A 15,554-nucleotide genomic window follows, 5' to 3' on the forward strand; every position below is an offset into this window, starting at 1 on the left:
GTCGGCGGCGACGCCAGCGTGGCCAGGCTTGCCGGACTGGAAGCCCCGGACCAACCGTCGATCTTCACCTCCCTCGACAGACGCCTGGCCCCCTGGATCACGGACCAGCGGCTGCGGGAGCAGGGCATGCTGCTTGTATGGCCGCACGGCTGGAAGCTCTCCCCGCAACTTGCGGCCTGGACCGACGGCCTGCCGGTCAAGACGGTGCTTTTCGACTGGTCGCTCAAGGCGTCGCCCCTGGCGATCGACTTTGTCGTGGTTAAGCCCGGTCGAGCCGATCTTCCAGGCGATCCAGCCGGACCGCCCGACCCGGAATGAGTGGCCGCTGCAGCCGGATGATTTCAGATCGAATCGAGCTGACCAATTGCCAAATTGAAAAAGGCGCCGGCTTCGCGCCAGCGCCTTCGATAATCCGGCCTGCAAGCCCTGTTCAGGCGCTGGCGGCCTGCTTGTGCTGCACCGGATGGCTCTTCTTGAGCAGGTCCGAGACGAGGAAGGCGAGCTCGATCGCCTGATCGGCGTTGAGGCGCGGATCGCAATGGGTGTGATAGCGGTCCTGCAGCTCTTCCGCCGTGATGGCGCGGGCGCCGCCCGTGCATTCGGTGACGTTCTTGCCGGTCATCTCCACATGGATGCCCCCCGGATGCGTGCCTTCGGCGCGGTGCACCTCGAAGAAGGTCTGCACTTCCTTGAGGATGCGGTCGAACGGCCGCGTCTTGTAGCCCGCCGCTTCGATCGTGTTGCCATGCATCGGATCGGACGACCACACGACGTTGCGGCCTTCCTTCTTCACCGCACGCACCAGCTTCGGAAGATGTTCGGCGACCTTGTCGGAACCGAAGCGGGCGATCAGCGTCAGGCGGCCCGGCTCGTTCTCGGGATTGAGCAGGTCGATCAGTTCCAGGAGGCCGTCCGGCGTCAGCGACGGCCCGCATTTCAGGCCGAGCGGATTCTTGATGCCGCGGCAATATTCGATATGCGCGTGATCCGGCTGGCGGGTGCGGTCGCCGATCCAGATCATGTGGCCCGAGGTCGCGTACCAGTCGCCGGAGGTCGAATCGACGCGCGTCAGCGCCTCCTCGTAGCCGAGCAACAACGCCTCGTGGCTGGTGTAGAAATCGGTCTCGCGCAGCGCGAAGTTGGTTTCCGAGGTGATGCCCACCGCGCGCATGAATTCCATCGTCTCGGTGATGCGGTTGGCGAGCGCGCCGTACTTCTCGCCTTGCGGGCTGTCGGCGACGAAGCCCAGCATCCAGCGATGCACGTTCTCCAGGCTGGCATAGCCGCCTTGCGCGAAAGCGCGCAGAAGGTTGAGCGTCGCGGCCGACTGGCGGTAGGCCATCTCCTGGCGCGCCGGATCCGGGATGCGCGACTTGGCGTCGAACTCGATGCCGTTGATGATATCGCCGCGATAGCTCGGCAGCGTCACGCCGGCCTTGGTCTCGTTGTCGGACGAACGCGGCTTGGCGAACTGGCCGGCGACGCGGCCGACCTTCACCACCGGCTGCGCGCCGGCGAAGGTGAGCACCACCGACATCTGCAGGAAAACGCGGAAGAAGTCGCGGATGTTGTCGGCGCCATGCTCCGCGAAGCTCTCCGCGCAATCACCACCCTGGAGCAGGAACGCTTCGCCGGCCGCGACCGCCGCCAGCTGCTTCTTCAGCTTGCGCGCCTCACCGGCAAAAACCAGCGGCGGGAAAGTGGCAAGCTGGGCTTCCGTGGCCTTGAGCGCGGCAGGATCCGGATAGGCCGGGACCTGCTTGATCGGCTTTGCTCTCCATGAATTCGGCGACCATTTCGTCATCGCTGCACCCAAACGCCCTTTAGGAGCAACTCCGGGAAAAATATGAAATTTCCGTCGGAATTGCGTCAAAACAAACCGGCGAGCGCGCTTGCCCGCCATTCCCGCCTCAATACGAGGTCGCGGCTCCTTACACGAAGCCGATTACCTATTCTAGCCGGGTTTTTCAGTGGTGGCGAATGCTTCCGCCGCCTCGCTATGCCGTGTCCGCCAGCGCGAGCAGGAACAAGCCCAGCCCGAGCAAAAGACATGATGGGCTATAGAGCAGGCTGTCATATCTGGCGAAACGCGTGTTCCTGACCCGCTTGAACAGCCCGAAATATCTCGACCAGCTCAATGCCCGAAGCGTGAATATCGCCGCCCACAGGATAATTGCTGTCTTCAGCAGCCAGTGCGGCACCGGCAGTTGGATCAGGCCCGCGAATCCAAGAACGAGCAGAAAGACCAGCGCCAGAACCAGGCCCACAGCCAGGGCGCCGACGGCCGTCTCCTTCACCGCCGGGCTGCCGTCCTCGCGTTGAGGCAGTGAAACGCTGGCGCCGATGCGGCCGCCCAAACCCCAATAGACGTGAAATCCGGCCCCAAGCAAAAGCACGGCCGAACAGGCAGCGACGACCGCCGCTTCCATGCCTATCTGCCAGCCGCGTTCAGGCGCTTCAGCTGGCCGCCAAGACCGCCCGTCAAATCGAGCGCCAGCATGCGAAGCAGCGCAATGGCGCTCCACAAGGGCCGTTCTGCGAAAGGCTTGTTGCTGTTGTGCTCAAGCAAAGGGTGGGTGAACAGAGCTGCAAGATAGAAGAATGGGATGATGACCAGAAAGGCCCACCAGACCACGAAGAAGGAGGCCGCGACGCCGGCGATCGGCGCGAAGAAAAGGCCGAGGTAATGAATAAAGCGGGTTGAAGGTTTTGAATGGCCGGCGAGGTAGCCGAGCCAGTATTCATCGAAGGTTTGCGGGTTCATGAGCAGCCCCTACTGCGATGATTAGCGCCGCCGATTGAAACGCCCGGGTACAAATACTGCAATGGTCCTGATCGTCGCACGTCCCGAAAGTGCGCACGACCTTTGCAGGTGGGTTACTATTTCGTTGCAAGGCGCACCGGCCGCCGCAACAGGCCCGCAGGCCCGTTCAAGTGCCTACGCGGCCTTGTCGACGAGCCGGGCCAGTTGCGTCATCACCACCGCCGAGCCCGCCAGGCGCTTCTCGGCGTTCGGCCAATCGCGCATGAAGACGACGCTGTGGTCGGCCCTGATCTTGGCCAGCGAGCCCTGCTCGCCGATGAACTTGACCAGCCCGACCGGATTGGGGAACTCGCGCTTGCGGAAATGAATGACGATGCCCTTGGGACCGGCGTCGAGCTTCTCGACATTGGCCTTGCGGCAGAGCGCCTTGATGAAGACGATCTTCAGCAGATGCGTCACTTCCTCGGGCAGCGGCCCGAAGCGGTCGATCAGCTCGGCGCCGAAGCCGTCTATCTCCTCGGTGGTTTCGAGATCGCCAAGCCGGCGATAGAGCGCCATCCTGAGCTGCAGGTCCGGCACATAGCTTTCCGGGATCATCACCGCCGTGCCGACCGCGATCTGCGGCGACCAGCCGCCGTCCTGCGCTTCGCCCGTGTCCTTCACCTCGGCCACCGCCTCTTCTAGCATCTGCTGGTAGAGCTCGAAACCGACCTCCTTGATATGGCCGGACTGCTCTTCGCCCAGAAGATTGCCGGCGCCGCGGATGTCGAGGTCGTGGCTGGCGAGCTGGAAGCCGGCGCCGAGCGTGTCGAGCGACTGCAGCACCTTCAGCCGGCGCTCGGCCGTATCGGTGAGCTTGCGGTTGGCCGGCAGCGTGAACAGCGCATAGGCGCGCACCTTGGAACGGCCGACGCGGCCGCGCAGCTGATAGAGCTGCGCCAAGCCGAACATGTCGGCGCGATGGATGATCAGCGTGTTTGCGGTCGGGATGTCGAGGCCGGATTCGACGATGGTCGTCGACAGGAGCACATCGTACTGGCCGTCGTAGAAGGCGTTCATGATGTCGTCGAGCTCGCCCGGCGGCATCTGGCCATGCGCCACTGCTACCTTCAGTTCCGGCACGGATTCCCGAAGGAAATCATGGATTTCAGCCAGGTCACTGATGCGCGGCACGACATAGAAGGATTGGCCGCCGCGATAGCGCTCGCGCAGCAGCGTCTCGCGGATGACCAGCGGATCGAAGGGTGAGATGAAGGTGCGCACCGCCATGCGGTCGACCGGCGGCGTAGCGATCAGCGACAGCTCGCGCACGCCGGTCAGCGCCAGTTGCAGCGTGCGCGGGATCGGCGTCGCCGACAGCGTCAGCACGTGCACATCGGACTTGAGATCCTTCAGCCGCTCCTTGTGCTTGACGCCGAAATGCTGCTCCTCGTCAATGATCAGCAGCCCCAGATTCTTGAACGAGATCGAGCTGCCGAGCAGCGCATGCGTGCCGACGACTATATCGACCGTGCCCTCTGCGATCCCCTTCTTGGTCTCGGCCAATTCCTTGGAACCGACCAGGCGTGACGCCTGCGCGATGCGGATCGGCAGGCCGGAAAAGCGCTGCGAGAAAGTCTTGAAATGCTGGCGCGACAGCAAGGTCGTCGGCACCACCACCGCTACCTGGAAACCTTCCATCGCCGCGATGAAGGCGGCGCGCAGCGCCACTTCCGTCTTGCCGAAACCGACGTCGCCGCACACCAGCCGGTCCATCGGCTTGCCGGCGCCGAGATCGTCCATGACGGAATCGATTGCCGTCTGCTGGTCGTCGGTTTCCTCGTAAGGGAACCGCGCCGCGAACTCGCCGTACAGGCCTTCAGCCGGAATCATGGTCGGCGCGGAACGCATCTGCCGCTCGGCGGCAATGCGGATCAATTGTCCGGCCATGTCGAGCAGGCGCCGCTTGAGCCGCGCCTTGCGCGCCTGCCAGGCGCCGCCGCCGAGCTTGTCGAGTGGTGCTTCGGCCGAATCCGAGCCGTATCGTGAAAGCAACTCGATGTTTTCGACCGGCAGGAACAGCCGGTCGTCACCGGCATAGTGGATTTCGAGACAATCATGCGGCGAGCCGACCGCCTCGATGGTGCGCAGGCCGATGAAACGGCCAATGCCGTGGTCGGCGTGGACGACGATGTCGCCGGAAGACAGCGACGAGGCTTCGGCGATAAAATCGGAAGCCTTCTTCTTGCGTTTTGAACGCCGGATCAGCCTGTCGCCGAGGATGTCCTGCTCGGCGACGACCACCATGTCGTCGGTCTCGAAACCGGATTCGAGCGGCAGCACGGCGAGACCCGCCTGCCCCGGCTCGAGCTTTTCGACCTCGGCAAGCGTCGCGACCGGCTTCAGATTGCCAAGATGATGTTCGACGAGAATCTGGCCGAGGCGATCGAGCGAGCCTTCCGTCCAGCCGGCGACGATCACGCGACGGCGCGCGGCGCGCTCGTCGGCAATGTGCTTCACGACGACGTCGAAGACGTTGATGTTGGGGTCGGCGCGCTCTTCGGCGAAGCTGCGGCCGTGCCGCGAGCCGCCATGGAAGACCTTCTTGCCGCCGACATCGGGCGCGTCGAAGACGGTAAAGTCGATGTCCTCGCGCGGTCCGAGCGAGGCCTTCAGGTTGTCGGGCGAGAGATAGAGCAGGTCCGGCGCCACCGGCTTGTAGGGCACGGCATCCTTGAGCGCGCTGTCGGCCTGCTTTCGCCGCGCTTCGTAGTGATCGACGATCAGCGTGTGGCGCTCGGCCAGCGCCTCATGCGCCAGATGATCGAAGACAACGGGTGCATCGGGCAGATAGTCGAACACCGTCTCCAGCCGCTCGTAGAAGAACGGCAGCCAGTGCTCCATACCGGCGAAACGCCGGCCTTCGCTGACAGCGGCATAGAGCGCGTCGTCGCGCGAGGGCGCGCCGAAAGCCTCGATATAGGAGCGGCGGAAGCGGCTGATCGTCTCCTGCGTCAGCGCCACTTCGCTCATCGCCTGCAGCGACATCGATTTGCGCTGCCCGGTGGTGCGCTGGGTCGCGACGTCGAAGACGCGGATCGATTCCAGCGTGTCGCCGAAGAAGTCGAGCCGAAGCGCCTCGCTCCAGCCCGGCGCGAAAAGATCGAGGATACCGCCGCGCACCGCGAACTCGCCGAGCCCGCGCACCGTCGGCACGCGCTCGAAGCCGGAGATCTCCAGCCGCGCGATCAGCGCGTTCATGTCGATCTGGTTGCCGGGCCTGGCGTGGAAAGTCTGCGCCTCGATCAGTTCGGCCGGCGGGATGCGCTGCAACAGCGCATTGGCGGTGGTGAGGATCACGGCGCGGTGCGGTTTCCTGGCCAGCGCGATCATGGCCGAAAGCGCGTCGAGCCGCCGCGCCGCGGCGTCTGCGCCTGGCGAAACGCGATCGTAAGGCAGGCAGTCCCATGCCGGCAGTTCCAGTACCGGCAGGCCGGGCGCGGCAAAGGCGAGCGCCTCGATGATGGCCGGCAGCCGCTGGCCGTCGCGCGCGACGAACAGCACCGGCTTGTCGGGTGCGATCTCCTGCGCCGTCTGCACCAGGGCGAAGGCTTCGTAGCCGTCGGCGACACCGTCGACGATGAACTGGCCGGCGCGGCCTTTGGGTAGGCCGATGGAAGGAATGAGGCTCATGAATATGCGTTTTTCAAAATGTCATGGTCCGGCGCGACGCCAGAATCTTCCGCAGGACCGCGCAGTCGATATCGGGCGGAACCGGGCGTTCACCGGTGACCATCGGCAGGAATTCAGTGTCGGGAATTTCGAGAAGCCTCTCATATTGGTCGATTTCCTCGCCGGTCAAGGCGTCGATCTCGGCGTCGGCGAAGGAACCGAGGATCAGGTCCATCTCGCGCATGCCGCGATGCCAGGAGCGGAACAGAAGCTTGCGGCGACGCGCGTCCAGCCCCTCGCTTGATCGCTGTGTTCCGGTCATGTCGCCGCATCCCTGTCCAAAGCGGCGCATATAGCGTGGATAGAGAGCGGTGTCAGCCTTTGCGCTGCCGCCGTCGCGACATAAGCTGACAGGATGCGTCCCACCATCCTCGATCCGCTGTTCGTTCCGATCACCTCGCTTGCCGGCGTCGGCCCGAAGGTCGGCTTGCTGATCGAGCGCGTCGTGCCGGCCGATCTCGGCGATCGCGCCGCGCGCGCCGCCGACCTTTTGTTCGTGCTGCCCAACACGGTGATCGACCGCCGCAACCGGCCCGGCATCGCGCTGTCGGCCGAGGGCCAGATCGTCACGCTCGAAGTGCGGGTCGACCGCCATCAACCGCCGCCGCGCGGCAATAGGTCGGTCCCGTACCGGGTCTATGCCCATGACGACACCGGCGAGGTCGCACTGACCTTCTTCCACGCTCATGCAGCCTATCTTCAGAAACAGTTGCCGGAAGGCGAGCGCGTGGTGATTTCCGGCCGCATGGAGTGGTTCAACGGCCGCCCGAGCATGGTCCATCCCGATCATATCGTGCTGGCGAGCGAAGCCGACGGCCTGCCATTGGTCGAGCCCGTCTATCCGCTCACCGCCGGCCTCTCGGCCAAGGTGTTGCGCCGTGCCATCGGCCAGGCGCTCGGCCGCCTGCCGGAACTGCCGGAGTGGCAAGACGACGCCTTCATGCGGCGCCACACGTTCGCGCCCTTCGGCGACGCGCTTGCCCGTGTCCATCATCCGGCGGACCCGATCGACGTCGCTGTCGAAGGCCCCGCATGGCGGCGCCTTGCCTATGACGAGTTGCTGGCCGGCCAGGTGTCGCTGGCTCTGGTGCGGGCAAGAATCCGCCGCCTGTCGGGCCGGCCGCTCACCGGCGACGGCAGCATCGTCGAGAAGCTGCGCGCTGCCCTGCCCTACAAGCTGACGCACAGCCAGGAATTCGCGCTCGGCGAGATCAACGCGGATCTCGCCGATCCCGAACGCATGCTTCGCCTGCTGCAGGGCGATGTCGGCTCCGGCAAGACGGTGGTGGCGCTGCTTGCCATGGCGCGCGCGGTCGAGGCCGGCGGCCAAGCGGCGCTGATGGCGCCGACCGAGATCCTGGCGCGCCAGCATCTGGCGACCATCGCGCCGCTGGTGGGAAAAGTCGGCCTGCGCCTTGCCATCCTGACCGGCCGTGAAAAAGGCCGCGAGCGTACGGAGACGCTCGAAGGCCTTGCCAGCGGCGAAATCGACATCGTCGTCGGCACGCATGCGCTGTTCCAGGAAAGCGTGACGTTCCACGACCTGGTGCTTGCCGTCGTCGACGAGCAGCATCGCTTCGGCGTCCACCAGCGCCTCGCCATCACCGCCAAGGGCGACGCACCCGACATGTTGGTTATGACGGCCACGCCCATCCCGCGCACGCTGGTGCTGACCGCCTTCGGCGACATGGATGTCTCGAAACTCACGGAGAAGCCGGCCGGCCGGCAGCCGATCCGCACCGTGACCTTGCCGATGGAGCGGCTGGACGAACTGGTGGGCCGCATGCTTGATGCCGTCGCCGATGGCCAAAAAATCTATTGGATCTGCCCGCTGGTCGAGGAATCCGAGGAAATCAAGCTGATGTCGGCGGAGGATCGCTTTGCTTCGCTGAAGCCGCTGTTCGGCGACCGGATTGGCCTGGTGCACGGCCGCATGAAAGGTGCGGAGAAAGACGAGGCGATGCGCGCCTTCAAGCAGGGCGAGACGCGCATCCTGATCGCCACCACTGTCATCGAAGTCGGTGTCGACGTGCCGGATGCCACGATCATGGTCATCGAGCATGCCGAACGCTTCGGCCTTGCGCAGTTGCACCAGTTGCGCGGCCGTGTCGGGCGCGGCGACAAACCCTCATCCTGCGTGCTGCTCTACAAGGAGCCGCTCGGCGAGACGGCGAAACGCCGGCTGTCGGTGATGCGCGAGACCGAGGATGGCTTCAAGATCGCCGAGGAGGATCTCAAGCTCCGCGGCGAAGGCGAATTGCTAGGCACCCGCCAATCCGGCACGCCCGGCTTCCAGGTGGCGCGCCTCGAGTTCCATGCCGACCTGCTGGAAGCTGCGCGCGACGATGCGCGGCTGATCCTGTCGCGCGACCCGGAACTGCAGTCCGAACGCGGCGAAGCGCTGCGGCTGTTGCTCTACCTGTTCGGCCGCGACGAGGCGGTACGGCTGCTGCGCGCCGGTTGAGCGCCAAGCGCCGGGTTGGCCAAAGCCCCTTCGACCGGTTCGCCGTTCAGCGTCACCAGCTTGGCCTTGACCTCCGGCGCCACCATGCCGGCCGAGACGATCAGCTTGGCGCCGTCCTCGATCGACATGTCGAGCAGCACGATCTCGGATTTACGGACATACATCAGGAAGCCGGTGGTCGGGTTGGGCGTGCACGGCATGAAGACCGCAATCAGCGGATCGCCTTCCTGATCGAGCTTCTGGTTGATCTCGGTTTCCTTCTCGCTGGCGACGAAGACCAGCGACCAGACGCCCTTGCGCGGATATTCGACCAGCCCGACCTGGCGGAACATATCGCCCTTGTTCGACAGCACGGTCTCGAAAATCTGCTTCAGCGAGCCATAGATGCCGCGCACCAGCGGCATGCGGCCAAGCAGCCGCTCGCCGAAATTGACGATGGCGCGGCCGACGATGTTGGCCGTCAGGAAGCCGATCACCGTGATCATTATCAGCGCCACGATCAGCCCGAAGCCGGGCACAGGAAACGGCAGATAGGTATCGGGGTTGTAGCGGACCGGGATGTAGGGCTTCACCCAGGAATCGACCCAGCCGATGAGTGACCAGGCGATATAGGCCGTGATCGCCAGCGGCGCGCAGACGATGAAGCCGGTCAGGAAATAGTTCCTCAGCCGGGTCATGCCAGAGGTCTTCAGGGCGTCGGACATGAGTTCACCGCGGCGCAGGGTTGCAGCGCCGAGATTAGTGAACCGCGAGCCGGTTTGGAACTGCGAAGTTTTTAAAGAGCGATCGTCATGCCGCTGTATCCAGCGGCACGATCTTCTCGAGCTCCGACGCTATTTTGCGCGCTTCGGTCTCCAACTCGAAGGCCTTCTGGAAGTTCATCCAGAACCCGGGCGTGGTGTTGAAGAACCTGGCGAGGCGAAGCGCCGTATCCGGAGTAAGGCCAACCTCTTCCTTGACGATGCGCTCGATCCGGGTGCGCGGAAGATTGAGCTTCTTCGCAAGCACGCCGGCACTCATCCCGAGCGGCACAAGATACTCTTCGCGCAAGAATTCTCCGGGGTGGATCGGGCGTGCGAACTTGAGCATAGCTCAGTATCCTCAAAGGGTTAGGGCAAGTGCCCTCTCCCACGAAATGTATCATGTTATGATACAAAGCGAACTGCAAGATCGCGGCTCTTCGCGTTCCAGACGGAAGCTTCTTCCGTTCGGGATTAGCCGAAACATCCCTCCCTTCGTCATCCTCGGGTCTCCGCAGGAGCTTCGCTCCTGCTCCGCCCGTGGATGACGAAAGAGTGGCGCTATTCCACCGTCACCGATTTCGCGAGATTGCGCGGCTGGTCGACGTCCGTGCCCATGAACACCGCCGTGAAATAGGCCAGCATCTGGATCGGCAACGCGTAGATGATCGGCGAGATGATCTCCGGCACCTCGGGCAGGATGATGGTTTCCATCGTCTTGATGCCGGCATGGGCGGCGCCCTTTTTGTCGGTGATCAGGATGATCTTGCCGCCGCGCGCCGCCACTTCCTGCATGTTCGAGACGGTCTTTTCGAAGATGCGATCATGCGGCGCGATCACGATCACCGGCATGTTCTCGTCGATCAGCGCGATCGGCCCGTGCTTCAGCTCGCCGGCCGCATAGCCCTCGGCGTGGATGTAGGAAATCTCCTTGAGCTTCAGCGCGCCTTCCATGGCCAGCGGGAAGTTCGTGTCGCGGCCGAGATAGAGCACGTCCTTGTAGCGCGACAGCTCGCGCGAGATGCGTTCGATCTGCTCGTCCAGCTTCAGCACCTGGGTGGCGAAGCGCGGCGCTTCGGAAAGCTCGCGCACCAGCTGCTTTTCCTCGTCGCGCGAGATGGTGCCACGCGCGACGCCCGCGCGGACGGCAAGCGCGGCCAAGACGGAGAGCTGGCAGGTGAAAGCCTTGGTCGAAGCGACGCCGATCTCGGGTCCAGCCAATGTCGGCAGCACGACGTCGGATTCGCGGGCCATGGTCGATTCGCGCACGTTGACCACGGCACCGATCTTCATGCCGGCCTGGCGGCAATAGCGCAGCGAGGCCAGCGTGTCGGCCGTCTCGCCCGACTGCGAGATGAAGAAGGCCGCGTCGTTGGCCGACAGCGGCATCTCGCGATAGCGGAACTCGGAGGCGACATCGATGTCGACGGGAAGCCGCGCATAGCGCTCGAACCAGTATTTCGAGATCAGCCCGGCGAGATAGGCGGTGCCACAGGCCGACAGCGCCAGCCGGCCGATCCTGGCGAAGTCGAACGGCAGGTCGAGCGGTTTCGACACGCCCGAGACGAAATCCACGTAATGCGCCAGCGTGTGCGAGATCACCTCCGGCTGCTCGTGGATTTCCTTTTCCATGAAATGCCGGCGGTTGCCCTTGTCGACCATGAAGCTGGTCGACAGCGACTGCTGGCGCTTGCGGTCGACCTTGTTGCCGTCGATGTCGTAGATCGCGACGCTGTTGCGGCGCACGACAGCCCAGTCGCCGTCCTCGAGATAGGTGATGGAGTTGGTGAAGGGCGCCAGCGCGATCGCGTCGGAGCCCAAAAACATCTCGCCCTCGCCATGGCCGACGGCCAGAGGCGGACCGTTGCGGGCGCCGACGATCAGATCCTCGTCGCCCTTGAACATGATGGCCAAGGCGAAAGCGCCCGAAAGCCGCTTCAGCGCCGCATGCGCGGCTTCCACCGGCTTCAGCCCTTTGGTGAGCTCGCGCGCCACCAGATGCGCGACGACCTCGGTGTCGGTCTGCGAGGCGAAAGAGTAGCCGTCGCGGGTGAGCTCGTCGCGCAGTTCGGCGAAATTCTCGATGATGCCGTTGTGGACGAGGGCGACGCCGTTGGAAAAATGCGGATGCGCGTTGGTCTCGTTGGGCACGCCATGCGTTGCCCAACGTGTGTGGCCGATTCCGATCGTGCCGTCGAGCGGCTCGTCCTTCAGCCGGCGTTCGAGGTTGATGAGCTTGCCTTCGGCGCGGCGGCGACCGAGCTCGCCCTTCTCGATGGTGGCGACGCCAGCCGAATCGTAGCCGCGATATTCAAGCCGCTTCAGCGCATCGACGATGAGCGGCGCGACTTGGCTTCGGCCGACGATTCCAACGATACCGCACATGCGACAACCCTCGATTCCCAGCGGAAAACCCGGCGTTATCTAAGGATTGCCGGCCTGCCGCGAAAGTCACTTTGCGTTTCGTTCCGTGTCAGCGGAACAGTTCTTTGCCCATGCACAATGCCAGACTGCGCTTGCAATCCGGTTACCTGAACCGCTCGCGTTTTCAGGGCCCTGGTTTCCACTCGTTCATATCTGATCGAGCTGCAACTGCCTCCGCAAGGAAGCGCTGAAGGTCATTCCGCGGCTTTCTTCTTCGCCGCGGCAGCCGAGGCAAAGCGCTCGCGCAACTCCTTGCCCTTGCCGGGGATGGTCTTCTGGCGGGCGCGCCCGAAGGCCAGCGCGTCATCCGCCACGCTTTCGGTGATCACGCTGCCCGAAGCGATGTATCCACCCTTGCCGATCGCGACCGGCGCCACCAGCGAGGAATTCGAGCCGACAAAGGCGCCTTCGCCGATATCGGTGAAGAACTTCGAGTAGCCGTCATAATTGCAGGTGATGGTGCCGGCGCCGATATTGGCCCCGGCGCCGACGCGCGCGTCGCCGATATAGGTGAGGTGGTTGACCTTGGCGCCTTCCTCGATCGTCGCCTGCTTGACCTCGCAGAAATTGCCGACCTTGGCCTTCTCTCTCAGATCGGCGCCCGGCCGCAGCCGCGCGAACGGCCCGACATCGCAGTTCGAGGCGATCGTCGCGCCCTCGACATGGCTGAAGGCGTGGATTTTGGCGCCTGACGCGATTTTGACGCCCGGCCCGAACCAGACATTCGGCTCGACGATCGTGTCGGCGCCGATCTCGGTGTCGTGCGAGAAATAGACGGTCTCGGGCGCGATCAGTGTCACGCCGGACAGCATCGCCTCGCGCCGCCGGCGCGCCTGCCAGATCGATTCCGCCTCGGCGAGCTCGGCCCGGTTGTTGATGCCGAGCGCGCTCTCGAAACTCGCTTCGGTGGCCACGACCTTGAGCCCTTTCGCGCCGGCGATCTCGACGATGTCGGTCAGATAGAACTCGCCCTTGGCGTTCTTGTTGCCGACCTGATCGAGCAGTTCGAGCGCATGCTTGCCGGCCACCGCCATCATTCCGGCATTGCAGAAGCCGATTGCCTTCTCCGCCTCGGAGCAGTCCTTTTCCTCGCGGATGGCGACAAGTTGGCCACCTTTCTCGATCAACCGGCCATAACCGGTCGGGCTTGGCGGGCGAAAGCCGATGACGGCGACCGCGGCACCCTCCGCCAGCTTCTGCCGCGCGGCGGCCAACGCTTGCGCGTCGATCAAAGGCGTGTCGCCAAACATGACGAGAATATCGTCGTAACCCTTTGATATCGCTTTGCGAGCGGCAAGCACGGCATGCGCGGTGCCGAGCCGCTTCTCCTGCACGAAAGTTTCCGCCTTTGGCGCGAATTTCTGCGCTGCCTTGCGCATCTCCTCAGCGCCGTGGCCGATCACGAGCGCCACGCCTGTCGCGCCCGCCGACTCGGCGGCTTTGACCACATGAGCCACCATCGGCAGGCCGGCGATGGCGTGCAGCACCTTCGGCATGGCGCTTTTCATGCGCGTGCCCTCGCCGGCGGCGAGGATGACGGACAGGCAGGATCTCTGGCTCATGAATGGGCAACCGTATGAAATTGGATCAGGAATGGAAAACGCTTAGCATCTGGCGGCATGCTGCACCAATGCGGTTAAATTCCGGTGAGATCGGCCTGAGCGCCGGAAGCGCCGTTTTCCCTGGTTTTATTCAAAATAAATTCTCGATCGGCATTGTTGCGCCCAACGAAACGCTTGGATACGGCGAACGACGGGGCCAAAATGCAATCCGTGGTAAATACACTGATCGCCGGGGTCCTGTTCTGTGTCGGCGCCGTTGTTGGCGGCGTAGCGGGAATCGTGACGACAAGCTTTTCGACGCCGAGCTACGATGTTTCAGGTTTTCTGGAAAAATCTTTTCTCATTGTCCCACTATTCGCCTTGTTCGGCGGAATAGCATTCCTGTTCATATACCTTATGACCAAGCAATAGCGCCTCTACAACAGGCCATTCTTCTTGAATTCGGCCTGTTCATCACCGGCTATCCAGCCGAAAACCTTCAATCGACCGTCGCGCCGTTCGACGAGATAATCGACTTCGAAATCGATGGTGACGAGACCTTTGCCCTTAGGCTCGTATTGGCCCGACCATTGCACTTTGGCCACGCAATGGTCCTGGTCGATCGGCGTCATTGAGACATCCTTGCAGGTCATCGTCCTGCTGCCCATCGCCCGATAGGCCTCAAAACCCTTCTCCATCATGTCTTTAAATTGCTGGCCGTTCTCGCCGGCCATGACGCCCGCCGACGTCACGGAGACAAAGCCGGTAGAGTACATGTTTTCGAAATCATCGAGGTTGGCGTTGCCATCGATTGCGTCGTTGTAGACCTTCTCATAGGCCTTGAAGAACTTCTGGACGTCAGCCTTGGCTATCACGCTCGCCTCGTCGCCTTCGCTATGTATGCAGACCGGTAACGCCGGCCTCGAGGCGTCGTTCCGGATTGTGGCTTCAGCCCAGCCGTCCCAGCACCGGAAAATTCTCCAGCAGCCAGTAGGACGCGCTCTGCACGCCGCCGGTGAGGAAGAACACGCCGGCGACCACCAGCAGCGCGCCGATCGCTTTTTCGACGCGGCCGAGATGGACACGGAATTTGCCGAGGAAGCGCATGAAGGCGCCGGAAAACAGCGCCGCGATCAGGAACGGGATGCCGAGGCCGAGCGAATAGGCGGCAAGCAGCAGCGCGCCCTCGCCCACCGTCTCGCGCCCGCCGGCCAAAGTCAGGATCGGCCCCAGCACCGGGCCGATGCAGGGTGTCCAGCCGAAAGCGAAGGCGAGCCCCATGACATAGGCGGCGATCATGCCGGCGGGCTTGCCCTGCGACTGGAAGCGCGCCTCGCGCGACAGGAGCGGAATGCGCAGGATGCCGAGGAAGTTGAGGCCCATGATGATGATCAGCACGCCCGCCCCCATCGCCAGCGGTTCCTGCCAGACGCGCAGCAGCCGGCCGATGGTCGAGGCGCCGGCGCCGAGCGCGACGAAGACGGTTGAAAAACCGAGCACGAAGGCCAGGGACGCATAGAGCAGCGCGCCGCGCGCGCCTTCCTTTGCCGTCACGCCCTGATTGCCGCGGAAATCGTCGACCGAAACGCCGGCCATGTAGCACAGATAGGGCGGCACCAGCGGCAGCACGCAAGGCGACAGGAACGAGATCGCCCCTGCCCCGACCGCGCTGACATAGCCGATATCCAATGCCATTTCGTCCGCCCTGCTTGTGCTGGCGACGATATAGCGACGCGGATGGCGCTTCGCCAATCACCATTGTGTGGCACGTCGCCGCTTCGCCAAGGAAGAAACGGCCGCGCCAATGCGTTGTTCGGATGAGCGCGCGATTGCCGCGCGCTTGTTCTCAGGGAGATTTATCATGAAAGCGATTGCACTCGGGTTTGCCGCGCTTCTGCTCGGCTCCGCCG

12 protein-coding genes and 1 pseudogene are annotated in these 15,554 nt (G+C 63.7%); 2 read left to right on the forward strand and 11 right to left on the reverse strand.

Features of this window, described 5'->3' with window-relative positions:
• A pseudogene (locus FJ471_RS34995) lies at positions 1–318 on the forward strand (glycosyltransferase family 39 protein); the annotation flags it as partial.
• A 112-nt stretch (positions 319–430) separates the two neighbouring features.
• Here FJ471_RS34995 and FJ471_RS31230 read toward each other — a convergent pair.
• From FJ471_RS31230 to FJ471_RS31250, 5 genes are all read right to left on the reverse strand, one after another.
• On the reverse strand, positions 431–1,804 hold the full coding sequence (locus FJ471_RS31230) for a 3-deoxy-7-phosphoheptulonate synthase class II (protein ID WP_140809240.1): 1,374 nt from the start codon (positions 1,802–1,804) through the stop codon (positions 431–433).
• A gap of 193 nt (positions 1,805–1,997) precedes the next feature.
• Positions 1,998–2,429 carry a DUF3995 domain-containing protein gene (locus tag FJ471_RS31235; RefSeq protein ID WP_140809242.1) on the reverse strand — a complete coding sequence of 144 codons (432 nt, stop codon included), beginning with the start codon at positions 2,427–2,429 and terminating at the stop codon, positions 1,998–2,000.
• Positions 2,430–2,431: 2 nt separating this feature from the next.
• Positions 2,432–2,764: an Mpo1-like protein gene (locus FJ471_RS31240; RefSeq protein WP_140809244.1), complete on the reverse strand. Its 333-nt coding sequence runs from the start codon at positions 2,762–2,764 to the stop codon at positions 2,432–2,434.
• Positions 2,765–2,938: 174 nt separating this feature from the next.
• Positions 2,939–6,436 (reverse strand): transcription-repair coupling factor, encoded by a 3,498-nt coding sequence (mfd, locus tag FJ471_RS31245; protein ID WP_140809246.1) that lies wholly within the window; start codon positions 6,434–6,436, stop codon positions 2,939–2,941.
• A 13-nt stretch (positions 6,437–6,449) separates the two neighbouring features.
• A complete protein-coding gene (locus FJ471_RS31250; RefSeq protein WP_140809248.1) occupies positions 6,450–6,737 on the reverse strand; it encodes a succinate dehydrogenase assembly factor 2 in 288 nt (95 codons plus the stop codon).
• A 93-nt stretch (positions 6,738–6,830) separates the two neighbouring features.
• On the opposite strand from FJ471_RS31250, the gene recG reads away from it, so the two are divergent.
• Positions 6,831–8,939, forward strand: a complete 2,109-nt coding sequence (gene recG, locus FJ471_RS31255; RefSeq protein WP_140809250.1) for an ATP-dependent DNA helicase RecG — start codon at positions 6,831–6,833, stop codon at positions 8,937–8,939.
• Here the strand turns inward: recG and FJ471_RS31260 are convergent.
• From FJ471_RS31260 to FJ471_RS31285, 6 genes are all read right to left on the reverse strand, one after another.
• A complete protein-coding gene (locus FJ471_RS31260) occupies positions 8,891–9,643 on the reverse strand; it encodes a DUF502 domain-containing protein (RefSeq protein ID WP_140809251.1) in 753 nt (250 codons plus the stop codon). The genes recG and FJ471_RS31260 overlap by 49 nt on opposite strands.
• Positions 9,644–9,728: 85 nt before the next feature.
• The gene (locus tag FJ471_RS31265) at positions 9,729–10,028 is read right to left on the reverse strand and encodes a HigA family addiction module antitoxin (RefSeq protein ID WP_140809253.1); all 300 of its coding nucleotides are present in this window, start codon (positions 10,026–10,028) and stop codon (positions 9,729–9,731) included.
• Between the two features lie 212 nt (positions 10,029–10,240).
• The gene (gene glmS / locus FJ471_RS31270; RefSeq protein ID WP_140809256.1) at positions 10,241–12,064 is read right to left on the reverse strand and encodes a glutamine--fructose-6-phosphate transaminase (isomerizing); all 1,824 of its coding nucleotides are present in this window, start codon (positions 12,062–12,064) and stop codon (positions 10,241–10,243) included.
• 233 nt (positions 12,065–12,297) lie between these two features.
• A complete protein-coding gene (gene glmU, locus FJ471_RS31275; RefSeq protein ID WP_140809258.1) occupies positions 12,298–13,665 on the reverse strand; it encodes a bifunctional UDP-N-acetylglucosamine diphosphorylase/glucosamine-1-phosphate N-acetyltransferase GlmU in 1,368 nt (455 codons plus the stop codon).
• 416 nt (positions 13,666–14,081) lie between these two features.
• Positions 14,082–14,519, reverse strand: a complete 438-nt coding sequence (locus tag FJ471_RS31280) for a nuclear transport factor 2 family protein (protein ID WP_140809260.1) — start codon at positions 14,517–14,519, stop codon at positions 14,082–14,084.
• 73 nt (positions 14,520–14,592) lie between these two features.
• The gene (locus tag FJ471_RS31285; RefSeq protein ID WP_140809261.1) at positions 14,593–15,339 is read right to left on the reverse strand and encodes a cytochrome c biogenesis CcdA family protein; all 747 of its coding nucleotides are present in this window, start codon (positions 15,337–15,339) and stop codon (positions 14,593–14,595) included.
• Between the last annotated feature and the right edge of the window lie 215 nt (positions 15,340–15,554).

Origin of the sequence: Mesorhizobium sp. B2-7-1, from assembly GCF_006440735.1 — a bacterium.
Taxonomy (GTDB): Bacteria; Pseudomonadota; Alphaproteobacteria; order Rhizobiales; family Rhizobiaceae; genus Mesorhizobium.